General features: G+C 45.9%; 19 protein-coding genes and 3 pseudogenes. 3 read left to right on the top strand and 19 right to left on the bottom strand.

Annotated features, from left to right (window positions below):
- The first annotated feature begins 50 nt into the window (after window positions 1–50).
- Window positions 51–881: pseudogene (locus XZ46_RS31720) on the top strand (IS630 family transposase).
- 278 nt (window positions 882–1,159) lie between these two features.
- On the opposite strand, the gene XZ46_RS05510 reads toward XZ46_RS31720, so the two are convergent.
- The 12 genes and pseudogenes from XZ46_RS05510 to XZ46_RS05460 all read right to left on the bottom strand — a co-directional run bounded on the left by XZ46_RS05510 (window position 1,160) and on the right by XZ46_RS05460 (window position 15,731).
- The gene (locus tag XZ46_RS05510) at window positions 1,160–1,651 is read right to left on the bottom strand and encodes a YajQ family cyclic di-GMP-binding protein (RefSeq protein ID WP_006615946.1); all 492 of its coding nucleotides are present in this window, start codon (window positions 1,649–1,651) and stop codon (window positions 1,160–1,162) included.
- Between the two features lie 262 nt (window positions 1,652–1,913).
- Window positions 1,914–2,421 (bottom strand): annotated as a pseudogene (locus tag XZ46_RS05505) (DNA recombination-mediator protein A).
- A 102-nt stretch (window positions 2,422–2,523) separates the two neighbouring features.
- Window positions 2,524–3,582: pseudogene (locus XZ46_RS36305) on the bottom strand (group II intron reverse transcriptase); the annotation flags it as partial.
- Window positions 3,583–3,599: 17 nt separating this feature from the next.
- Window positions 3,600–4,475, bottom strand: a complete 876-nt coding sequence (locus XZ46_RS05495; RefSeq protein ID WP_006669881.1) for an IS630 family transposase — start codon at window positions 4,473–4,475, stop codon at window positions 3,600–3,602.
- Between the two features lie 2,230 nt (window positions 4,476–6,705).
- Window positions 6,706–6,942 carry a hypothetical protein gene (locus XZ46_RS35795; protein ID WP_228116492.1) on the bottom strand — a complete coding sequence of 79 codons (237 nt, stop codon included), beginning with the start codon at window positions 6,940–6,942 and terminating at the stop codon, window positions 6,706–6,708.
- The gene (locus XZ46_RS37955) at window positions 6,917–7,138 is read right to left on the bottom strand and encodes a reverse transcriptase N-terminal domain-containing protein (protein ID WP_008056131.1); all 222 of its coding nucleotides are present in this window, start codon (window positions 7,136–7,138) and stop codon (window positions 6,917–6,919) included. The genes XZ46_RS35795 and XZ46_RS37955 overlap by 26 nt, the downstream gene beginning before the upstream one ends.
- Window positions 7,139–7,159: 21 nt before the next feature.
- Entirely contained in the window at window positions 7,160–7,384 is a 225-nt protein-coding gene (locus XZ46_RS37950) for a reverse transcriptase N-terminal domain-containing protein (protein WP_008056133.1), read from the bottom strand.
- Between the two features lie 233 nt (window positions 7,385–7,617).
- Complete coding sequence (locus tag XZ46_RS05480; protein ID WP_006668501.1) at window positions 7,618–9,267, bottom strand: IS1634-like element ISAtsp2 family transposase; 1,650 nt, start codon at window positions 9,265–9,267, stop codon at window positions 7,618–7,620.
- 178 nt (window positions 9,268–9,445) lie between these two features.
- Entirely contained in the window at window positions 9,446–10,516 is a 1,071-nt protein-coding gene (locus XZ46_RS05475) for an IS4-like element ISAtsp3 family transposase (protein ID WP_006670036.1), read from the bottom strand.
- A gap of 676 nt (window positions 10,517–11,192) precedes the next feature.
- Window positions 11,193–11,876 carry a GvpL/GvpF family gas vesicle protein gene (locus XZ46_RS05470; protein ID WP_006617801.1) on the bottom strand — a complete coding sequence of 228 codons (684 nt, stop codon included), beginning with the start codon at window positions 11,874–11,876 and terminating at the stop codon, window positions 11,193–11,195.
- Between the two features lie 146 nt (window positions 11,877–12,022).
- On the bottom strand, window positions 12,023–13,795 hold the full coding sequence (locus XZ46_RS05465) for a hypothetical protein (protein WP_048894942.1): 1,773 nt from the start codon (window positions 13,793–13,795) through the stop codon (window positions 12,023–12,025).
- Window positions 13,788–15,731: a serine/threonine protein kinase gene (locus XZ46_RS05460; protein WP_008048920.1), complete on the bottom strand. Its 1,944-nt coding sequence runs from the start codon at window positions 15,729–15,731 to the stop codon at window positions 13,788–13,790. Before XZ46_RS05460 ends, XZ46_RS05465 begins: the two co-directional genes overlap by 8 nt.
- A 109-nt stretch (window positions 15,732–15,840) precedes the next feature.
- Between XZ46_RS05460 and XZ46_RS05455 the strand changes: the two genes are divergently transcribed.
- Window positions 15,841–16,146: a hypothetical protein gene (locus XZ46_RS05455; RefSeq protein ID WP_006621115.1), complete on the top strand. Its 306-nt coding sequence runs from the start codon at window positions 15,841–15,843 to the stop codon at window positions 16,144–16,146.
- Window positions 16,147–16,294: 148 nt separating this feature from the next.
- A complete protein-coding gene (locus tag XZ46_RS05450; protein ID WP_006621116.1) occupies window positions 16,295–16,780 on the top strand; it encodes a 2Fe-2S iron-sulfur cluster-binding protein in 486 nt (161 codons plus the stop codon).
- Between the two features lie 86 nt (window positions 16,781–16,866).
- On the opposite strand, the gene XZ46_RS05445 is transcribed toward XZ46_RS05450, so the two are convergent.
- From XZ46_RS05445 to XZ46_RS05420, 7 genes are all read right to left on the bottom strand, one after another.
- Window positions 16,867–18,039: a pentapeptide repeat-containing protein gene (locus tag XZ46_RS05445; RefSeq protein ID WP_006621117.1), complete on the bottom strand. Its 1,173-nt coding sequence runs from the start codon at window positions 18,037–18,039 to the stop codon at window positions 16,867–16,869.
- Between the two features lie 40 nt (window positions 18,040–18,079).
- A complete protein-coding gene (locus tag XZ46_RS05440; RefSeq protein WP_006621118.1) occupies window positions 18,080–18,748 on the bottom strand; it encodes a V4R domain-containing protein in 669 nt (222 codons plus the stop codon).
- A gap of 48 nt (window positions 18,749–18,796) precedes the next feature.
- Window positions 18,797–19,264, bottom strand: coding sequence for a bilin-binding protein (locus XZ46_RS05435; protein ID WP_006669883.1), 468 nt, complete (start codon window positions 19,262–19,264; stop codon window positions 18,797–18,799).
- A gap of 75 nt (window positions 19,265–19,339) precedes the next feature.
- Complete coding sequence (locus tag XZ46_RS05430) at window positions 19,340–19,621, bottom strand: hypothetical protein (RefSeq protein WP_006621120.1); 282 nt, start codon at window positions 19,619–19,621, stop codon at window positions 19,340–19,342.
- Complete coding sequence (locus tag XZ46_RS05425) at window positions 19,621–20,319, bottom strand: V4R domain-containing protein (protein ID WP_006669884.1); 699 nt, start codon at window positions 20,317–20,319, stop codon at window positions 19,621–19,623. The genes XZ46_RS05430 and XZ46_RS05425 overlap by 1 nt, the downstream gene beginning before the upstream one ends.
- A 2,519-nt stretch (window positions 20,320–22,838) precedes the next feature.
- A complete protein-coding gene (locus XZ46_RS37945) occupies window positions 22,839–22,982 on the bottom strand; it encodes a helix-turn-helix domain-containing protein (protein ID WP_081587645.1) in 144 nt (47 codons plus the stop codon).
- A 199-nt stretch (window positions 22,983–23,181) separates the two neighbouring features.
- On the bottom strand, window positions 23,182–23,967 hold the full coding sequence (locus XZ46_RS05420) for an MlaE family lipid ABC transporter permease subunit (protein ID WP_008048931.1): 786 nt from the start codon (window positions 23,965–23,967) through the stop codon (window positions 23,182–23,184).
- Window positions 23,968–23,971: the final 4 nt, after the last annotated feature.

Below are 23,971 nucleotides of genomic sequence, written 5' to 3'. Positions count from 1 at the left end.
AATACTTAGGACGTATAATGGAGAGGACGAGATGACTAAGAAGACCAAAAATGCCAGCCCCCTATAGTTACGACCTCAGACAAAAAGTTATTGATGCCATTGAACTAGACGGTATGCCCAAAACAGAAGCCAGTCAAGTTTTCCATGTCAGCAGGAACACCATTAATCTCTGGCTGCAAAGAAAAGCACAGACCGGAGACTTCCTCCCTAAACCTCATCACCGACCTGGCAATAACCACAAAATTACCGACTGGCAAAAATTCAAGGCTTTTGCCCAAGAGCATGGCGACAAAACAGCAGCTCAAATGGCTGAACTTTGGGATGACGACATCTCTCCTCGCACCATATCCAGAGCCTTGAAGAAAATTGGCTTCACCAGAAAAAAAACTTACGGCTACCAAGAACGTGATGAGCAACAGCGAGAGGAGTTTATGGCTCAGATTGAACAGATGGAGCCGGAAGAAGTGGTCTACCTCGATGAAGCCGGCATGAATAGTCAGGACTCGGATTACCCTTATGGTTACTGCGAGGAAGGAAAACGCTTCCATGCACTCAAATCAGGGAAGAGGCAGGGCAGGGTAAGTATGATAGCCGCATGGTGTCATCAACAACTCTTAGCTCCCTTTAGCTTTGAGGGTTGTTGTCATCGGACAGTGTTTGAGTTGTGGTGTGGTTGGAGTTCATCTTAATTCCAACATTGAAGCCAGGTCGGTCAGACTCTAGTATTGGACAATGCAACGTTTCATAAAGGGGGACGGATTGCTGAACTGGTGGAGGCAGCTCAATGCCGTTTACTCTATCTTCCGCCTTATTCGCCAGACCTCAACAAGATAGAGAAATGTTGGTCGTGGCTGAAAGCCCGTATTCGCCACTGCACGTGAGCAGTTTGATTCTCTCCATGATGCCATGGATTCCGTTCTCAAAGCTACGTCCTAACCACCTTGACTAATGCTATACCTACCCGCCAAACCTTCTTTAATGATTTGCGCGCGCTTACCCAGACTGTACGCTGAGACAGTTGGGACCACCTTCTGACCTTTATGCTTGAGGGTCTCGAGTTAGACATCCCACCCGATAGCAGTTGAATTTCCCAAATGAGAATTGCTGTTCTGACGCACCCTACCAGGCGATCGCACCCGATCGCCTGGTAGGATATTAACTATCTGTAATTGGTAAATTGTAGTGCTACGGGGAAATCTTCCTGCTTGAGATATCTAATTATCTCCTGTAAATCATCTTTAGACTTACTAGAAACCCGCACCGCATCACCTTGGATAGAAGCCTGAGATTTTTTGAAATTATCTTTAATAATCTTGGTAATCTGTTTAGCCACATCCTTGCTAATCCCTTTTTTCAGGGTAATTTCTTGGCGGACTCGGTTTCCACTAGCTGACTCAACCTTTCCATAATCAAAAATTTTGAGGGATAGATTACGTTTAGCAGCCTTAGTTTGCATAATCGTATGGACCGCATCAAGAGTAAACTCGCTGTCGGTATTGACAACAATTACCTCATCACCAAGTTCTAGGGTAGTGTTAGTATCTTTCAAATCGTAGCGACTAATAATTTCTCGTTTGGCTTGGTCTAGTGCATTGACCAATTCTTGACGGTCGAAATCGCTGACAATATCGAAAGAAGATGTTGAAGCCATAAGCCTTCGTTGCTATGTAATGTTCTACTGATTTCTTAGGACAAGGATTCTAACCCCAAACATCCAAATATGCAACAATTTTGATAAAAAGCCGTCCCCAGCTAGGCTAAAGGACGGGTCTTTGTATCCAATTTTTCGGTAACAGCAGTCTGATTTTGGCATTGAACAGCAAATCAGGCCTTATGGGGTGAGATAGCTTATATCTCTGAGAACTTGCCCCAATAGATCTATACCAACTAAGTGCCACTGGCAACCTCTGGCTTCAATCCAAATAGAACAAAGTTACCACCTTCCGCTGATTTTCGGCTTCTTCACAGGTCCTCAGCAAAGTATCACTGTCATGAAAAGCAAAACATATCAACTGCTGACACCGGGAAATAATTTCCTGATTGCAGGAGGAACTAGCTTCGGCCAAAGATAAGGTATCTCCAGAGGGATTTTCGACCAAATGGATGACCTGTTCGTTCTAGCTGTGACCGTGACTCGCGAGGCTGACGTTCGAGACTTTGAGGTAGAATGACTGTTAAAAGATTAGGATCAGCCCGCATTGCCCCTCTAATGGCGGCTGAGTTAGTCCCGGTTGCACCGGAGGTAATCAGATGGTTTCCCCCCAAAACTAGGGCATAACTCATCATCTCAATCAAATTCTGATGGGTTAAGGGAATATGGCGGGAACCGAGTAAGGCAATGCGCTTGGAGCCGGTTTGCTGAATGGCTGCAAGTTCTTCTAAAAATTCATCTACTCTGGGCAAATTGATGGACTGACTCAAGGATACTCTTATATATTTACCAAGAATTAGGGGTCGAGATAGACCTCACGGTCTACCCCTCCCATTCAGAACCGGACGTGAGACTTTCACCTCATCCGGCTCTTAGTCTGATTGTTCCATTGTTAAGGATACAGCTTTGGCGTTGTTTTTGTCAAGCGCCGTTTTATTATCGTGACAGTGACGGTGCAATAATTGAAGATTCTTGTATTCATCCTTTCCACCTAAGTTTCGAGGTACAATGTGGTCTACTTCAACTCAATCTGATGGTGCAAAATACTGTCCACACCAGGAACACCTGCCTTTTTGCTTTTTGAGTAGTTTCGCTACCCTTGTTGGCGTATCGATTGCTTGTCCTTTTCTGGTTGCCCAATAAGTCCAATTTCCGTCGTATGGTGTCGCTTCTGGGCGTACTAGGGTATGTCTGGCAATTGGGGTCCAATTATGTTTCCACAATTGGAGTCCCTCTTTAGTTTTAAACAACCAAGTTTCATGCCTTTCTTTTCCGTTGCTAAGTTTAACCGTTTCCTGCTGGAAGTAGTTCCTTCACTTTTCATGATTCGCCTTTCCGCATCTTGATACTGTCCATGCCCTTAGCATCTTCCAGACTATATGGTCTAGTTTGTTGAAGGTCTCTGTTGAGACTACTCCTGAATAGTAGTTTGACCATCCCCTTATAATTGGGTTTAGTCTACTTATCAGAGCTGGTTGGGGTGCCGTTTTATGTTGTTTTATTACACCCTTTATCACTTCAATTTGGGCTTTAACTGCTTTGTTACTGGGTTTAATATGGGTTTTGTGACCGATTAATCTGCTTCCTCTTCCCCCTGTTTTCCCAGATTTATATTTTCCTACCGGATATTGCCTGATATTGAATCCTCGAAAATTAAACCCCGGTTCCTCAATCTTGCCGTTATACTCAATAGGATTGAGTGTGTTACAAATTCGAGTTTTTTCGGGTTTAATTTCTAGTCCTACAGGTTCTAACCATTCAGAAATTGCAGTTTGGCACTGTTCGATGATTTTTAAGTCTTTTGAGATGACCACAAAATCATCGGCATATCTTATAAAGTTCACCTGGGTGGTTGTTCCTTTATTGGGATACATTTCTTTAACTAACCTTTCCATTCCCAACAGTGCGATGTTGGCGAGTATTGGATTTATAGCATTAGTCAAGGTGGTTAGGACGCAGCTTGGAGAACGGAATCCATGGCATCATGGAGAGAATCAAACTGCTCAATACAATGGCGAATGCGGGCTTTCAACCACGACCAACATTTCTCTATCTTGTTGAGGTCTGGCGAATAAGGTGGTAGATAGAGCAAACGGCATTGAGCCGCCTCCACTAGCTCAGGAATCCGTCCCCCTTTATGAAACGTTGCATTGTCTAGCACTAGAGTCTGACCTGGCTTCAGTGTTGTAATTAAGATGAACTCCAACCACAACTCAAACACTGTCCGATTACAACAACCCTCAAAGCTAAAGGGGGCTAAGAGTTGTTGATGACACCATGCGGCTATATAGCTCACCCTGTCCTGCCTCTTCCCTGATTTGAGGGCATGGAAGCGTTTTCCTTCCTCGCAGTAACCATAAGGGTAATCCGAGTCCTGACTATTCATGCCGGCTTCATCGAGGTAGACCACTTCTTGTGGCTCCATATGTTCAATCTGAGCAATAAACTCCTCTCGCTGTTGCTTCCAACGTTCTTGGTAGCCGTAAGTTTTTTTTCTGGTGAAGCCAATTTTCTTCAAGGCTCTGGATATGGTGCGAGGAGAGATGTCGTCATCCCAAAGTTCAGCCATTTGAGCGGAGGTTTTGTGGCCATGCTCTTGGGCAAAAGCCTTGAATTTCTGCCAGTCGGTAATTTTGTGGTTATTGCCAGGTGGGTGATTAGGTTTAGGGAGGAAGTCTCCGGTCTGTGCTTTTCTTTGCAGCCAGAGATTAATGGTGTTCCGGCTGACATGGAAAACTTGACTGGCTTCTGTTTTGGGCATACCGTCTAGTTCAATGGCATCAATAACTTTTTGTCTGAGGTCGTAACTATAGGGGGCTGGCATTTTTGGTCTTCTTAGTCATCTCGTCCTCTCCATTATACGTCCTAACTTTCCTGTCTGGTGCTATATTACCCCTCCCTGGGGTGTCCCTGTTTCTGTATCCTCAAATACACCGTTATCCAATACACCCGCTTTGAGCCATTGTCTCAGGTCTCTTTTCAGGCAGCTTGGACATTGAGTTTTGGACAGTAGGTAATCATGGTTCACGGTAAGAGCATTTTGTTAGGGGTCGAGATAAACTTCACAGCCTACCCCTCCCATTCAAAACCGTGCTCGCGAGTTTCCCAGCACACGGCTCCTGATGTAGATACCCCTTTTGTCACTGGGAACAGGGTTACAACCCCCTGCTTTATGACCTCAACTTTCAAAGCTATATGCTTGCGTTAGTCTTTAAACTCGCTTTCGCCATTAAACTCTTACTTATCGCGGTCTCTATATCCACACCGTGATTAGTGGGCATATCCTAACTATTACAGTTAGGCATTAGCTTTCAATCACATCCTTTCCCCTTAAAGGGTTAGGGGTCGAGAGTGAAGTCACCTTCACCCTCTCCCATTCAGAACCGTGCTTGATAGTTTCCCATCACACGGCTCCTGGTGTGGATACCCTATTTGTCAAAGGAGCAGAATCAAGAGACCTGCTTTCTACTTCGATGTTCAGAGCTATATGCACCACGTAGTCTTTAAACTCGTCCTCGCCATTATACTCTTACTGACCGCAGTATCTATATCCTCACCGTGACCTGTGGGCATATCCCAACCATGACAATTGGGCTTTAGCTTCTGGTCACATCCTTCACCCTCTAAGGTTAGGGGTCGAGAGTGAAGTCACCTTCACCCTCTCCCATTCAGAACCGTGCTTGATAGTTTCCCATCACACGGCTCCTGGTGTGGATACCCTATTTGTCAAAGGAGCAGAATCAAGAGACCTGCTTTCTACTTCGATGTTCAGAGCTATATGCACCACGTAGTCTTTAAACTCGTCCTCGCCATTATACTCTTACTGACCGCAGTATCTATATCCCCACCGTGACCTGTGGGCATATCCCAACCATGACAATTGGGCTTTAGCTTCTGGTCACATCCTTCACCCTCTAAGCATGCGCTTACATTTTTCACTACTGCCTTGTGAATAGCATTACTCACTGGTTTATAGGCAGAGCATTAGAGGGGTTACAACGTTCCGATTATATGGGCATTCCATCGTTAGATTTGTCCTCTCCGCCGGGGTACTTTTAAAGGTCTGTGTAGGTAGTCGCACGAACCCCCTACTTTTCCCCTTGCCCTTTTGAGCGCAGCGTGTCAACCTATTTCGCTGCTAGTGTATTACGATGGTTCAAGTCGGACATTCGGTCTTCCTAATCATAGATGGTTGGCAGTGGTCGCGTCTTGGTAGTAGGTTCTACCTCACGCCTTCCGTTCCCCGCTTCAATCCTGGAGTTATGATTTCCAAAACTGGGGGTGGCTATCGCCGTTACTCTCTACTCCCTGATTTCTCAGTTCGTTTATGACCTTGAGTTCCCTGCCTTGCTTAGTTCCCTAAGCGTCGGGACATATAACCAGTTATGAGGATGGTCAGGAGAGGTCTCCTTATATCCAGATTCGGAGCTGGAATCCTCACCGGGTAGTTATTTCGGGCATTTCAGCCCTATTTCATACCCGAACGTCTCGCACCATACGCTTACACTTTTCACTACTCCACGGGTACATCCCGCCACTTGAGAGCCAATGAGGGGTTTAAACGTTCCATCTATGCGGGCATTCCATCTTTAGATTTGTCCTATCCACCGGGGTACTTTTACTTTTAAAGGTCTGTGTAGGTAGTTATAGCAGCCTCCTACTTTTTTTCCCTCGCCCTTTTGAGCGCAGCGTATCAACCTATTTCGCTACTGACGCATTACAATGGTTCAAGCCGGACATTCGGTTTCCCTAATCATGGATGGTTGGCAGTGGTCGAGTGAGAGGTAGGTTCCTCTATTACGCCTTCCGTTCCCCGCTTCAACCCTAGGAGTGTGAATCCTCAAATTGGGGGTGGCTACCGCCGTTACTATCAACCTTACGTTATACTCAAGGGGTTCACAACTTCCCTCTTTTTTTTCGCTCAGTCTTGACCTTGAGTCTCTCTGCCTTATCTGGTTGTCGAAGCCAGATGTTGAGACACATAGATAGTTATGGGATGGTCAGGGGTGCGAATCCCTTATATTCCACCAAGGGGTGGAAGTACCACTAGGAGGTTATTTCAGGCATTGCAGCCCTATTTCACTCCTAAACGTCTCGCACGCTATATCAGCGTCCAACACATAGTAATCACTATGATTGATACATAGATAAATTCGTGCTATTGCATCTTGGGCTGAACGTCCAGGACGGAACCCATAGCTTGTGCCTTCAAATCTCGATTCCCATTCAGGTTCGAGAGCCGATTTAACCAAGGCTTGCTTTGCTCTATCTTGGATTGTGGGTATTCCCATTCCCGCTTTTTTCATCCCTGCCGGGTTTTGGAATCCACACCCGTCGTAGTGGTTTTGCTTTGAGGTTTCCCTTAATATTCTTGACAAGTTCAAACCTTTGCCTTGGTGAGATTGCTCTCATTCCATCAACTCCGGCAGTTTTCTTGCCTTGATTATCTTGGGGGGCGGGTTTATTAAGCTGACTGTTGGGAAGCATGGCTGACCGTGGAACCCGCCCCTACAGCCGCACTGCTAAGAGTCGGGCATAATATGATTTCACCAATAGACGTTGCAACCTTCTTACCTTTGCATCCTGTCCCGATTTAGCTGCTTGAAATATACTCTTTTGGAGCTTGAATACTTTCCGCTGAACCTTAGTCCATGGGATTGTCTTCCATGCGTTGTTCGTAGTCTTGATTGGTTTTGGTTTCCCAAGCCCTTTCTTTAAACTCGCTATCGCCATCTGTACACCTACTTGACTTTATTCCTTACAATCAAACCGTGACCCGTTAGCATATCCCTACCATTACAGTTGGGCTTTGGCTTCTGGTCACATCTCACCCCCTAATAGGCTTACGCTTACACTTTCACTACTGATTCTCTCGACCAGATAATCAGAGCCTAAAAGGGGTTAAAACGTTCCGTTTATATGGGCATTCCATCTTTAGATCCTACATTCCGCAGGTTGATAGGTAATTAACCGGATGCGTAGTAATAGCGCTCAACGGGTGGACCGAAGAGGTGAATAATCAATCGCCGTTCATCATTGAGATTGCTAATCTGCCTTTGCCCATCGAGATTAACCCAGTGGATTCCTTGAAACTTCTGCATAATCCAGCGAAAGGTCGGTTTAGCGGTGGGTTGTTGGCGTTGGTCGCGCACCGTTTGCTTCTGAGCATCTAGCGCCTGTCGCAGTTGGCGTTCGGCGAGGGTATACACCATAAGGGTTAGGGCCATGATGAGAGCTAAGGCCTCGACCCGCTGCGGCTTTTTGACAAAGACGCTACTGGCAAAGAAGAGGGGGTCTTTGAGGAAGCGAAAGCCTCTCTCGACGGTCTGTTGCCCTTTATATTCGCTCAAGCAGGTCTGAGCCGGCCAGAGGGATTGCTCCAGTTGATTGGTGGCTAGAATAAAGCGACTACGCTGACGGCTAAAGCGGTCTTCCGCCGTGGCGGTCTGCTGTAACGTGGCCTGGAGCCGATAGCCCTGAACTGGGGTGGGTTCGGCGGATTTGGCGGGACGACCGGGGGGTCGCTTGGCCCGCACCGTCTCCAGGGAGACCTGAGTGAGCTGATGCACCTCGAGTCCATCTTGAAACTGCATCAAGGCCTCGAGGGCATCGGGTTTGCAAGCAAAGACCCGCTGGGTCAGCTTTTTCAATTGGCGGTTGAGGCGGTGTTCGAGCTTCTCTAATTCGGGTTGCCAGAGGTCGGCATTGGCTTTGCGGGTTTGGCTTTCGACGAGGCGCCAGCGCTGGCGCACTCCGGCATAGGTCTGCTCAATCTCCCACATCCGGTAATCCTTGGAGTTGCAGGGGACTTCAGTCAGTCGGGTGACATCGCTGTGCACCAGCTCTTGAGCCGCTTTTAGGGTCAGCGGCACCCGTGATAGCCACCCCGTGGTCTCCATCTGCTGCAGATTGGCTGCTGTGTAAAAGGCGGCATCCATCACAACGATACCGTCGCTAGTCCATTGGTCACCAAACGCCTTGAGCACCTCTGCAAACTGCTGAGTGTCCTGTTCATTGCCACTGGCCAACTGCAACCATAGCGGCACGCCACCGTCGGCGGCACAGACTAGAGTCATCAAAAACTGTTTCAAATCTGGACGATGGTCTCGGGAATAGCCTCGACACAGCCGAATTGGGCTGGGTTCTGCTGATGTCTCACCGGGGGGAGCTGACTCAAGTCCTACCTCGGATTTCCCCTTCGAGCACCGCTGATACTTCCCTTCTACTGAGATCGAGGTGGCATCGAGATGACGCTGTTGAATATCAATTCCAAATCGTTCCACAGCCTGGAGCGCCACCTGGAGAAAAAATGATGTCGTCCCTTCTGCGTAGAGTTCATCCAACACTCGACCTAAGCGGTCGTCATTCAAGTGACGAGCCTCTACCCCTTCCCCGAGCAGATGAGACACCGCTTTACTCTCAAAAAACTCGCTGAATAAATACAACGGTGCACTGAGAAAGCCTAGGGCGTTCAAAATCATGGCTTTAACCACTTGTCCGGCACTCACATGCTCCAAGCTATGAGGTTCAATCCGCTTATCCGTCAACTCGACCAGGCCAAGTTCGTCAATCACTCCAGCCACTAAACCCAGATGGTCTAAATTTTTAATCTGCATCGCCAGAGCCTACCGCTCGAAGGAACCCTTTCTAGCCTAGACTAGCACCATATCTTTTATTCCCTGTCAACCTGCGGAATGTAGGTTAAAACGTTCCGTTTATATGGGCATTCCATCTTTAGATTTGTCCTTTCCACAGGGGTACTTTTAAAGGTCTGTGTAGGTAGTAGACCGAGCCCTAAGTACAGGACAAAAGTTGTAGAGCCTGGTGAAACCGCCCTGAAAACAAAGGCAGATTAGAGAAAGTGCGGCGTAGAAAATCCAAGCCAGTGCGGAAAAGACTCTGGGAGCGTCGTCCGTGAGCCTTCAAAGGAATGGGTGAACCTTGGTGAATCCACAAACCCACCTTCATAGCCCAAGTAAAAGCCAGGCTAAGCAAAGCCAATAAACGGCTCAAGCGCTCAGGGTCCTTAAAGTGAGTCGATTCGAGACAGAAGCCCCGAGTCTTCAAGGCTCCGAAGAGGTTTTCAATACCCCAACGCCGAGCATAGTCGGGGAGGGCCGTTTCGGGGCAAGCGTTAGTGATGAGAATCAACAACTCCCCCGAATCAGCCAGACGAGAGCCAATGACGTAAACCTGCCGTCCCCAAACCCAACGGCGACCCGAAAGCTGGCGAAATTCTCCGGGTCGCAGAGAATCAAACATTCGTTCGCCGCTACGCCGAGTTCCTCCTAACTTAGGACTAATCAGCTCGCTGTGGCGGATGCGTAGGCGGAAAGGAACCTCGGGGTCGATGAGAAGATACGAGAGCCAATCTCGCCCCACAAATTCCCGGTCAGCGGTCAGACAAGCCACCTCCACGTCAGGAAATAGTGCCTCGAAGCGGTCGAATAAGTCCATGCGTTCGCCACTGTTGCTATTGCCCTTTTTGTCAAGCATCGTCCACAGCAGGGGAAAGGCAATCCCCTCGTGGACGACTGCCAACATCAAGATGTTGAAATGGGTTTGACCGAAAGACCAACAGGTGCGGTCGAGACTAAGAGTCCAAGGTTGGGGAATGTCAATGAGGCTAACGACGAAACGGGCAATCTCTGCCCGGTCAAATTTGAATTGCCGAAAAAAACGTTGTAATCGCTGGTAATTTGAGGAAATTTGCACAGGATTTGCGAATACAGTCGCTATTTCCATCAGATTAACCGTCTTTGTTTGGAATAGCGCCATCAGGAACAGGCAGACAAAGTTTAATCTCGCCCCGTGCCAGGGCAAGTGAGGGCGCAAAGTGTCTCGTAATCGGTTAAGCTCGTTCATGAGAGGGAAGTTTGGTTTGTGGTAATTCCGATGTAACCCTCTCACCCCAACTTGGCGCTACCCCCCCACCCCTCGACTTTCACCTCAGCCCGGAGCGCCCCCTTCAGAATTTTCGTCTAGATTCCCTTTTGGCTAAGACTTTCAGCTTTTTTGTCCTGTACTGAGGACCGAGCCTCCTACTTTTCCCCTTACTCTTTTGAGCGCAGCGTTTCAACCTGTTTCGCTGCCCAATCTTTACGGTGGTTCAAGCCAGACATTCGGTTTCCCTAATCTTGGATGGTTAGCAGTGGTCTCGATTCTGGTGTTGGGTTACACCTCGGAGCCTTCCGTTCCCCGCTTCAGTCCTGGGGTTGTGATTCCCTAAACTGGGGGTGGCTATCGCCGTCACTCTCTACTTCCTGATTTCTCAGTTTGTCTATGACCTTGAGTTCCCTGCCTTGCTCAGATTTCTCCAAGCGTCGGGACATATAAACAGTTATGGGGATGTTCAGAGACGAGCCTCTTATATTCAACCAGGGAGTTGAAATCCCCATCAGGCGGTTATTTCGAGCATTGCAGCTCTATTTCATGCCTGAACGTCTCGCACCAACCTTGAAGATTGTAGCAAATCAGGGGCAGTTTTCGGCACTTTCATAATTTATCGCGCTCCAATGAGGTCTGGGTAGAGGGTACATTTTTAAAGAAAATGGTAGGCGGGAACGGCATTTCCCAGACTGAACTCCCATAGGTCGATGTTTTGTTGCTGTTGGGCGACCCACTCGACTAGGGCGACTTCTTGACTGCGGGGAATGAGTAAATAAATGCGTTCTGCGTCTTCGGTAGCTTTACCCTGAACTATGGGATATTTGCTGGCGATCGCATTTATAAAATCCTGCCACTGTTGTTCCTGTTGCTGTTCAAAATTGAGGCGCTGCTGGTGTAGACGTTTTTTCTGCAAAAAATAGTCCCGTCCCTTAGTTGGCGGCGCGGTGGTATCAGAAGATGGCTTCTCCTGGTTGAATGGTTGGGGGATAGCCTCCAGTAGGTACTCAGCCCGACCTGTTAATTTTTCTAATTGCCGAAAATAGCGATCGCCCTCTGTGGTCAGATGTTCGCACAATCTCGCCTCGGAATCAAAACAAGTCCCAAACCGCACAGGTAAAACGGTAGTTTCCTCAAATATCTGACACACAATCCGATCATGGGTCAAAACCGCCCGCATTAACTCTTCCTCATTGTCAGCCGAGAGATTTTCCGCCTGTAGGTTTGGTTCCACCACGGCGGCTAAAGCCCCAGCCTCCAGTAACACTACTGGTTCATAGATTCCCTGAACGGATTTCCAACTAATTGATTGACTCTTAATAAAGGCATATACATACATTTAGAGACACTCCTACCCATCGACAGCTTTTTTATCAAAAATCAGATTTATCCTAGGATATAGGCTCTAAGAAAGCCCCTAGGAGGCATTTTTTGGTGTATGGTGGTGGGCGGGGTAACTATGATATACCGGGCGTGAACCCGCGCCTACTTAACCCACTCCCAAACTAATACCAATTGTGCGAGTCCCGATCGCAAAATTGATTCAGTTATCATGGGTTCTTCCCAATCAATTTCTACCCCATCGATCCATATCCCCAATTCCGGCGACACATCTCGCAGTTGAGTAATAATTGCGTCGCTACAGATACCTACTTGCTGAAACCTTTGACCACCTAAGCATTGTACGGGACTGGGAGTATCGATCGCCGATGCTAGACCGCCATTATCAACTCCAGTCTGGTCAGGCTGCCAATCAATCACAGCACTTTCATCTAATATAGTACCTATCAACCGGGGAGGTTCACGGGTAGCGATATCAATTTCCCAATGATAGCCTGGGAAATCAGCACTTAAAATCGCCACTAATCTAAGGGTTCCTTTATACCATAGTTTACCCGGTTCGAGAACGCGGACAGTAATGCCACCAATAAGTCTAGCGATCGCCGCCGAACCTCTAACAGTATGCCACATCAGAGATTGGATCAACTGACTGAGGCTAACTTGAGGAATCATCACATAGCCATAAGGAGATGATTGGCGATTATCTTGAGATTCTGAGGCGATCGCTTCCACCAAATCCCAGGCTTTGCGAATCAGAAAACGATTAAATATATCTGGGGATAGTTTAGGTTCTGGGGAGGAAACCCGGCGATTTTTACTATGAGAAACCGATGATTGAGCCGGTTCATCCGCCGCCGCAAAATTCTCATAACTTAAACAGAATTTTTCCAGGGGAACCGCTATTTTCTGAATAATTCTTTCTTGAAAAGAACGACTAAAAATCCTCATATCAGTGAGTTTCAGTTGACTTACCAATAAAAGGTATGGGGTCATTTCCTCGGAATCGTAACTACCTTCCATGGGATCATAATTAACCTCATTAACCTGATGGTTACTCCACTGCATCGAAGGATAATTAACTAAAAATTGAAATCCGAAATCTAATAATAGTTGACCGGGTTCCCAATTATATCCAGGTTCGAGAACTGCAATTGATTGTGATTTCCATAAATCCAGCGCCTCAAATTCTTGATTAATAATATTTTTAAGCTGCTCAAGCAGAGACTTGGCTGAACGAGGAACAGTACATAACTCACAGTCAAAAGACTGCACGATCGCATTATGATGTAAATTAAATTTAGGACTCTCACCCGTAGCCAGGTCTAAATCATATTGACCCTGGGGAGTTTTCAGGATTAAACTAGCTACCAGTCGCAAAACCCCTGGTTTTCTTGTACCTCGAGGGGAAGTTACCATCACCTCAATTCCAGTTAGCAGCGCCATAATATTTTCAGCACTACAGCCTAAGCGCCACAATAATAGGGTTTGCAAATCACCGAGAGTTACAATTTCCGATGGACTCTTATCCGATAAATTCCCGGACTTAGGGTAACTTTTTTCTGTGGTTTTTTGCCCTTCTAAAAAATGATGCCAAATATCCACCAGTTCCTCGGCAACGTAGGGAATCAGACGTTCTTCGGCGGCCAAAGGTGGCTCACTGGCGACAGAGAGGGAATCAGAGTTAATCTCAGCATTAGTCTGTAGGAGAGCATCAGATGATGAATCATTAACTAGCGATCGCAGACTAAATATCAGTTCTACCAACTTTTCCAGACTGTTAATTAAAGCGCCTGTTCCCACACCTTTACCCAAATCTCTGAGACGGGAAACATCAACTTTCACTAAAGTTAACTGTTGGGCGATCGACATATTTTTAGCCGTGGTACTATCGTCGCCATAGATAATTAGATCAGACATCAATGTCCTCCGATAATTCTTGTAAAGGTAAACCTAGACTATCCACTACCTTGATAGAGTACCCTGTTGAGGGAACTAAGGCTAAACCAGTTTGTTTCCAAGGTGCTAAGGCTGTAGCGACAGGACAGTTATACTCAACTAAACGATGACCTGACCAATTAAAAATTTGCATTTTTCCAGGTTCGATCGTCCAACCATAACCCCAGTCTGCCATAAATAAAGCTGTCGGGGGGGATGCTACAGCCACACGAATGACACTGAGAGGTTTAAGATTGATTTGCAGTAGGGTTAAGGGTTGATGCTGACATAAAGCCAGGATCGTATAAGGATGAGGGGTGGCGAATACTTGGTTAACATTGATGGGTAATTTTATGGTTCCCATGGGCGCACCTCGGCGACTGTACATCTGAAAAATAGTTTTCGGTGATGAGGGTTTAGTGTTTGACCAAGTAGCCAATAAATGCCGCCCATCAATAAAGGTTAATTGAGGTAGTATTTGTGTGGAAACGGAAATCACTTTTAGGAGTTTTACCGATGAGTGACCCTTATCGTCGGTGCTATGGTGGGGGTTAGTTAATCCTTTGGTGAGAGAGTAAAATCGCAGTTGACCAGGTACAGCGATCGTTAAATAGTCCCGTTGCCATTCTGGCAGTAGATGTGCCTGTCGGGAAGAGTTCAAATGAGATTGAACTACATCCTGGGATATACTCAGGGTAGTTTTTTTAATATTTGTGCCAGTGTCTTTAAAGATTTGGGGCAGAAACCCTAGAGATTGGGAGTCTGGCTGAGGACTGGAGTTATGCCACCAATGGAGATAATTATTGGTCAAAATATAACACCCATGAGACATGGGATATAAACTAACTACAGATTCTGATACGGTGAAGGATTGAGACTGTTGTTCTGTGTAGGACCAGGCGATCACATTGCTACCTGTGGCACTGTAGAGATGGGTCGGATTTGATGCTAGAAGGGGTTGGCTGTCAGAGGGGGGAGGGTTGTTGAATTTATGGGGGAGATCATAAAATTCCAGGGAGTCGATCGCATTGCTGTCCGGGTCTAGGGAGTCCGCCGCCTCCCCGGTTCTGGTCATCTGTGATGGCAAATACCAGGGAATTAAGCGATCGCCTATTTCTTGCACAGATGGATCAGCCATAGCCGCCTTTAAACTTTCCGCCATAGCGCCGGCGCTCGGAAAACGGCGGGCTGGCAGTTTTTCCAGGGATTTTTGTAATATATTTTGTAGGCACTCCGGCAAAAAAGTAGGCCGTTCAACTCGATGGTTCATGTGCGCCCACATAAGTTCACTAAATAAACCATGAAAGGGGCGATCGCCTACTAATAATTCATACAATACCACCCCCATAGCATATACATCAGATTGAGCCGAGTACATACCATAAAACCTTTCCGGGGCCATATAAGCCGGAGAACCCCCTGGCGATTGACTGGAAGAACCTATATCATGGTGACTGGGTAGACGACGAGCAATGCCAAAATCAGATAGTTTCGGCTGCCATTTACCAGCAACTATCGTCAGGAGTATATTCTCTGGTTTAAGATCACAGTGAATTATGCCCCGCTGATGAGCATAGTCTAAGCCTTCGAGTATCTCTACTATAATCTGTAGACCTTCGAGGAGTCCTAGAGTTTGATCACCCTCAATTAAACCCCGCAAAGTTCCAGCCTCACAGTAGTCCATCACTAGATAGCGCCCGTTTTGGATATGTTCCAAACCCAGACAGGCAGCAATGTTAGGATGCTGTAAACTAATGATATACCAAAGTTCTTGTAGGAACTGATTGGTTGGCGATCGCTCATGGCTCAATTCCTTGAGTGCCACCAATTTACCTTTTTGGCGATCGCTCGCGCAATAAACCTTCCCGTACTGTCCTTGTCCTACCAATCCCAAAATTCTATATTTAGAACGCTGCATAGCTTTAGCTAGTGTCCCCCCAAATCCAATTAAAATAGAAATGAATTTACAGTAAGCTGCTCCCACTTTTTGAATTTGTTCATATACAACCGAAGCTCACAGGATTACTATGTCATCTAAAATTGAGTCTCAACCCAATTCCCAATCAAATTATCCTGCTCCTACTAGAATCATACAATCTAGGAGCCAATATCAATCTTGCCATATTAATGTCCCTGATCTGGAACGACCTGTTCCTGCTATTTCTGTCGGTCAGGAATATTATAGTTTTTTTCGGGCCGTCCCCAACGCTGACAAAACCTTTGAGATTATAGCCAAATTGAGCAACATGGGGGAAAATACAGTTATTACTAGAGTACCCACAGCCTATGTGATTTGGGTCCTTGAACCCCAAGCGTCCCTATGTCAAAGGTAACCACCAGGGGAAAGACAACAGGGAAGGGGTCATTTAATTAAATCTGACACCCGATACCCTGTCAATTAAACCCTTAGTCCAGTGTCAATACACTAGCGCCCAACGCTATACTTTAACTAAATTACAATCAAGACTGAACCACATCATTATGGCTAAAGTTATTCGCCTCGAACCTATCGCTGAGGAGATGGAGGTTAAAACTAATTCTAACATTTTATCTGCTTTGCTTTCTAAAGAACTTCATGTCTTGAAAGAATGTGGCGGTCGTGGAATGTGCGCCACCTGTCATGTTTATATTAAAGATGGCATGGAGAGTCTGTCGCCAGTTAACCGACGAGAACAAAGAACCCTAGAAGTAATTACTACCGCCCAAAAAACATCCCGCCTCGCTTGTCAAGCCCACGTTCTCGGAGAGGGTATTGTCATTGAACTACCTTCCGGGATGTATATTAATGCTATTGAGGATGTGGAGTCTTTAATCGGAAGACGCGCCGAACAGGAACTCCTGCATCCTATTACCGGGGATGTAGTTGTGGAAACTGGTAAACTGATTACCCGCTCGATTATTAATCAACTCAAAGAAACTCAGTTCCAGGTTGGTGAATATATGTCTCGTACTACAGATGCTAAATAAGTTTACACTTCACAGGGTTTGAGGATTGCCACCCCTCTCCCCCAACCTGGAAACCAGGGAGAGGGTATATTACTCGCAAAAAAACATCATTTTGTCGATGGTTTGTAAACTTTGCCATTGGGGAGGGTAGCCCCAGCCAGTTGAGCGCCTTTGAGTTCAACCCCCGCCAAAATAGCGGCGCGAAGATTAGCTTCTCGGAGGTCAGCCTTAGTTAAATTAGCTCCGGTAAGGTTCGCATCAGTTAAATCAACGCGATCGAGATAAGCGCCGCCTAGGTCAGCATGAATCAAGCAAGCACTTTGCAAATTAGCGCCACTGAGGTTAGCAGCACTAAGATTAGCTTCCATTAACAATGCACCCACTAAAGTAGCTTCACTCAAATAGGCTCCGGCTAGATTAATCCCAGTTAATAATTTTTGGCTCAGGTCCACCCCCCCCAAATCAGCACCACTGAGGTTAACCTTAGTGAGGTGAGCGCCATTAAGACAGATATCTCGCAAATAGGTTTTGCTGAGATTAGCTCTACTGAGGTTGGCTCTAGTTAGGTTAGCTTGATACAAATCAGCTTCTACCAGGGATGCTGAGTTGAGATAGGCATCTGTCAGGTTAGCACCACGCAAATTAGCACGACCAAGATTAGCTTTAGTTAAATCAGCTTCCGTCAAGTTAGCACCCATGAGATTAGCGCGAGTCATTTTGCACTCACTCAGATTGGCGGCGCTAAGGTTGACATCCTTGAGGTTAGCAGAACTTAGATCAGCTTGAAATAAGTCCGCCTCAGATAAATTAGCTTTAATTAAATAGGCACGAACAAAGTTAGCTGATTGTAAATTGCTTTTGGTTAAATTCGCGGAACTGAGATCAGCTTTGTGCAAATTGGTTTTGATAAAAATAGCCTCAGTTAAATCAGCCCAATTTAGATGAGCCGATTCTAGGTTGACACCACTTAAAGTTGCACCTTGTAGATTGGCTCCATTGAGACTAGACCCGCTGAGGTTAGCCCCAGTTAAGTTAGCTCCACTGAGGTTGACTTTACTTAGATTTGCTAAACTGAGATGAGCGCCGCTGAGATCGGCTTCACTAAAATCAGCCCCAATCAGTTGTGCTCTGTTATTGATCTGTGAGGCTCCTACGCCGATGGTAGAGATACTACTACTTTCGGGATGGTTCCTGGTGGTGAGGATAATGCCACGCAGGCTAATTCCTTTAAAGTTTCTCTCTCCTTCTGCATATCGACTGATAAGTTCTGTGGCATCCATAAGTTAGGGCAAAAATCAATCTGGTTTAACCTCCCCTCTGTTATCCAGACTTTTGTTGGCAGAGTTGCCGGAGAATAGTGTCATGGTCTTGATTTTCATCAACCATTGCTTCTGCACCCTTGAGACGATCGCTCAATCCCACAATAAAGCAGTTATAATCTGCCCCTAGGGATTGACAAGTCGTTTGCACACAATGCAAATCACGGCCAGTTAACTGGCTAAAAAATATGCTCAATAACCCCGCCTCTAGGTAGCAAACCGGCCGTTTCCATTCAGGAGCCCCCAGGCTAAAGGGGGAGTGAGTTGTCTTAATCAACAGAAATCCTTGTTGATTATAAGATCCATCTATTTCTAAAGTTCCCCAACCGTGAGTTTTCCAACATTGTTGTAAGCATTGAGTAAATTGTATCATTTCCATACTGCCCAGGGGCTGATGGTAATATTCGGCGATTTCTTCGCAAAATCTAACGTAAAAGTGTTTCCCCCACCAGCGACCACAGTTAAATAGTACCAGACGGGCGGCTTGACCTGTTTCTTGTTCTAAGCCCTTATAAATCGCTCTGACTAGGGTATCCGGTAGGGCTAAAATGCGATCGCCGCGCCGATTTTCTAATAAACCCAGTTCTAAATCACCCCTAACGTAACTATTGAATGCGAAGTAGTTACCGGGGAGTTGAGTTTGTCTAAGCAGTTCATCAATTTCGATCATCGTAGTTCTCCTTATTCTAAGTAATAAGCCATCGCCCGTCTGTAGAGGCTAATCTGAGTGATTCAGTAATGTTTCTTTCGCTAGATTTAGGTAATCTTCCAGGTAAATCATAGCTTTAGGAGAGAGCATTTCTTCCAGCTTACCTTGTAAAAGTTCATAAATTTTGGTTTCAATCGCTTGACTTTGGCGAGTCTTCACAAAACCTCTCAGCCAGTCCAATACATTATTTTTTAGGTACTCCGTATCATCTAGCAACATAGCCATGGCACAATGACGCATAATCAGAATCCAATGTTGTAGAGATTTTTCTACAATAGGCTGTTGTGCATCAGAAAAAGCCGTCTGTAATTTTTCCGCAATAGGTTCAAAAATCGTCGCTTCGCGATCGCGCAAAAATTCGTAGATCTTGAGTCTTTGAGCCAAAGTTGACGTATGGCGTTTAAATTCCTGAAGTTCTTCAGGTTTCAGATAGCGATTTTCAGCTTGAGTCAACAAGCTATTAACATCTGAGGACATAAGTTTTACCTAGGAATTATGGATGTGGAAGTTGGATTATGTGGTCAGATTTTCCCTGATAATTAACTTATAGTTTTAGAACAAATTTACCAGATCGTCGATGGTGACATCATTTTCTGTTTCTGGCGAATTTTCCGCGAAAGAAACCGATGATTTGCTGGGGAAGACTCCCACTTCTGGTGTGCCTTCCCAGACAAACCGATTAAAAAATTCCGCCACAGAAATGCTCAACGTTTCTAAGTCTTCACCCCCCGTATTATTGGGGCTGCTGGAACTTTGGCTAGTTCCTTGCCAGTTAAGATTATTGAAGAATTCCTGAACAGAAATAGATAGCCAGTCCTTGGGTTGGTCAGTCATTATCTTCGCTTTCCATCTTGTAATTTCCGTTGAATGTCGCGGGCTGTTGCTCCTTCGTTAAGCCAGAATGCTGCTGCATCAATGCGATCGGGGTTGCCCAGTAGAAATTTACAGTAAGTTTCCCCCATCGAGTAGCATTGCAGTTCAATGCAACTGAGGGGTTTTTTAACCAGCGTGCTAAAAAATCCCGAAAATAGCCCAGCGTAGATGTGACAGACAGGTTTTCCCACATCTCCGAGACTACGAGCCACAGCCGAGTCGAATAGGTTAATAAAAATGCAGCCATGTTGGCGATCGCTCATATCTACCTCCCATCGTCCCCAACCTTGGGCCGTAAAGGGCCACCACCAGGTTTCTAACAGGAACATGAGGTTAGACTTGCGGATACTACGGCCAAATTCTTCCTCAAACCATTTTTGGAAAAATTCCGCATCTTCTAGTCCCCACTGATGTCCAATCGTGTACATAATCACTGATGAAGCTGGACCAACTTCTTCTTCCAATCCTTCTACCAGACCAATAATAAAATCTTCGCTGGTGAGGATATTGCGGGAGTTATTCCAATCCGTGATCGAACCCGTGGACGATTCCAGGCTAAAAAAATCTTGAAATCTATAATGGTTATGAGCCTTGGGATTATAGCGTTTCAGCAGAGATTCTGTCTGAATTTCGTTGGTAGCCGGGGAAGTTGAGGTCATTTGTATAATACTCCTTTTTAACAGGGGTGGATCCAAAGTAGACTCAAATAAGTTTCTTAATTTTAGGGGATTTTTAGATCCAGTAGGGTTGAAGGAACCGAATACCCATAGCTGGCCAACAGATATCAATCAGCTGATACCCTATCAGTCCCTAGGCTGACCGGAAGTAGATACCCGCCTATTGTTACTGCCATCTATTCTGGCTGATATTCCTGGCTGCGACCCCTAGAGTCATGCTTTGCACCCCAAAGAGCCCCCATAATAGGTCAATTCATCCCTTGACCCCAAGGAATCCTGTTACAGCCTGTTCAGAAATCATCTGATCACCTCTCAAAGTCCCTCTCCCTCTCTGGGAGCCAGATTTAGAAGGAATCCTGTTACAGCCTGTTCAGAAATCATCTGATCACCTCTCAAAGTCCCTCTCCCTCTCTGGGAGCCAGATTTAGAAGGAATCCTGTTACAGCCTGTTCAGAAATCATCTGATCACCTCTCAAAGTCCCTCTCCCTCTGTGGTAGCCAGATTTAGAAGGAATCCTGTTACAGCCTGTTCAGAAATCATTTGATCACCTCTCAAAGTCCCTCTCCCTCTCTAGGAACCAGATTTAGAAGGAATCCTGTTACAGCCTGTTCAGAAATCATCTGATCACCTCTCAAAGTCCCTCTCCCTCTGTGGTAGCCAGATTTAGAAGGAATCCTGTTACAGCCTGTTCAGAAATCATCTGATCACCTCTCAAAGTCCCTCTCCCTCTGTGGTAGCCAGATTTAGAAGGAATCCTGTTACAGCCTGTTCAGAAATCATCTGATCACCTCTCAAAGTCCCTCTCCCTTTCTGGGAGCCAGATTTAGAAGGAATCCTGTTACAGCCTGTTCAGAAATCATCTGATCACCTCTCAAAGTCCCTCTCCCTTTCTGGGAGCCAGATTTAGAAGGAATCCTGTTACAGCCTGTTCAGAAATCATCTGATCACCTCTCAAAGTCCCTCTCCCTTTCTGGGAACCAGATTTAGAAGGAATCCTGTTACAGCCTGTTCAGAAATCATCTGATCACCTCTCAAAGTCCCTCTCCCTTTCTGGGAGCCAGATTTAGAAGGAATCCTGTTACAGCCTGTTCAGAAATCATCTGATCACCTCTCAAAGTCCCTCTCCCTTTCTGGGAGCCAGATTTAGAAGGAATCCTGTTACAGCCTGTTCAGAAATCATCTGATCACCTCTCAAAGTCCCTCTCCCTTTCTGGGAGCCAGATTTAGAAGGAATCCTGTTACAGCCTGTTCAGAAATCATCTGATCACCTCTCAAAGTCCCTCTCCCTTTCTGGGAGAGGGATTTAGGGTGAGGGCAATGTATTAAGCGACTGGTGAACAAGCTGTATCCAACCAAGGGGTTGAAATTCCTGCCCGGCAGTTTTTAGGCTAAACCCCACCCAGAATAGATAGTATATACACCCTTTTTACTAATTTAACTGAACGCGCCTGATGATGGCTGCCAAGTACCCCACCCTCAACCTAGTAGCGTGGGGTAACAACCCCCAAGAACTAACGCTTTTGATACCAGCGTGTTTCAACTGTCTGGTTAGGCGTAAATTCCGACACTTCCCGCCCTATTTGAAACTCCGCCGACGGCAAAAGGTTTAGACAAGCATTAACAGTGCCGTCATGGAATGTCTCGCATTCAGGAAAAGTCCATTCTCTCTTTCAGGCAGTTAAATCATCTTTGATATATCCACAATTATAACATATTTTATAATTCGGAAATCATCCACCCCTCCAGCCAATTAACAGCAGTAGCGTTAACAGTTCCCATCTACCCTAATCTGTTGGGCAAATTGGCGATTGTTTACCAGGAATTTGATTGGCAAGTATTCGCCACTAATAGCTTGGTTTTTGCACCTTAGTTATCGACTAATTTTAGGCTGGGAATCTCATCGTTTATTCGCGACTTTTTCCTTGATTTTAGCTACCATAATCCTGCCTTTTCGGCGATTATTACAGCCTGGGAATTTTCGACTTAGCCTCCTTTGTCTAATTCTCAAGCGTCTTAATCAACTGTTTCCGGCTTGGAGGTAATGGCAAAAATTTTTCACCCAAAGTCCGCGCCGATTTTCCCCCCATTTAAAGGAGCTACAGCCTGTTCAGAAATCATCTGATCACCTGTCAAAGTCCCTCTTCCTCTCTGGGAGCCAGATTTAGGGTGAGGGTAATGTATTAAGCGACTGGTGAACAAGCTGTAATGGGATTTATAATTCCGTAACCATACCGCCTATTGACCCGATGGTGTTTGAGTGACTGTAACGCTTTGGATTTACCCTTCAATTTCTCCATGAGTGACCATTTGAATCCGGGTCATTTTCCGCAATTCAGCTCGCCGTTTTCAGTGATTGAGAAATCTTGAGGAACCCTAAAAGACTGTTGATGTCAGCCTTAATGGGGGAAATTTACTCATACTTTCCAAACATCTAACCTCAGCCGTTTATACATCTTTTAAAGTTGGCGCGAACGGTGGGAAATTAACTTCTGGGAACCATTCATATTGCCTCCTTGGTTTTGACATCGGTAGTTAAGCGCAAAACATGGTTATAGACCAACCGAGAATCACCAAAACATTGGGCGAAAAATGCTTTTTGTGGTGGATTCGGATAGAGCCGAAAACGGTATGCCTTATTACCCATGTCTGATACCTGTACCTCCTCCAACCCATCATAGCATAGCCTATCTATTTGGATTCAAAAAGTTAAGTTAAGTTTTGTCGTCCGAACTGACGTTAATATATTGGTCTGGCATTAATTCTCGTAACCATAACGCATTCTCCCCGACATTTTCCATAAGTTTCTGATCTAGTTGATGGAGTCTGGCTAAAGCGATCGATATTCAGACCGGGGAAAATGCGACTTTGAATAGTAACCAGGACAAAAAGAAATCCAGAATAAAGATAGCCAGCAGGGACGTGACTACAGCAGTTGTAGTTGATTGTCCGACTCCTTTAGCGCCTCCCGTCGTGGTCAGACCCCAACTGGTTCCAATCACAGCGATCGCCCACCCAAAGACCACCGACTTAATTTCCGCGCTAATCAAATCCCACAATCCCATTAAATCTCGAATCGAATCGAGGAACAGCACCGATGGTATATTGTAAAAACTGGTAGCTATGAGTAACCCACCTGCTAACCCCGTAATCAGACAAATGATGGTCAGTAGGGGAAGCATGAGAGAACAAGCCAGGACACGGGGAATCACCAGATAGTCCACCGGGTCAGTTTTCATCATATAAAGCGCATCAATTTGTTCTGTAACTCGCATAGTTCCCAATTCAGCAGCAAAAGCCGAACAGACCCTTCCCGCAATAATCACAGAAGTGAGAACCGGGGTAAGTTCACGGCTGAGAGACAAAGCCAGAATTCCTCCCACCAAGTGACCTGCGCCCAGGGTAATAAATTCCTGTGCCACTTGAATAGTGAACACCATACCCACGAAACTAGCCGTCAGCAGGGCGATAAATAACGATTCTGGACCAACGATCGCCATTTGTTCTAGGGTATTGCGGCGGTGAATTTTCCCCTGTAGGATGTGCAGCAGAACCTGTCCCCCCAAAAACAGCGAGGCGATAAAGCGTTGAGTCCAAATACCAAGGCTAGAACGGGTTTTAGTAGGATTCAAGGAA

This window comes from Limnospira indica PCC 8005 (assembly GCF_000973065.1).
GTDB lineage: Bacteria > Cyanobacteriota > Cyanobacteriia > Cyanobacteriales > Microcoleaceae > Limnospira > Limnospira fusiformis.
Note: the sequence above shows the minus strand (reverse complement) of the source record. Positions and strands in the feature narration are given on the sequence as shown.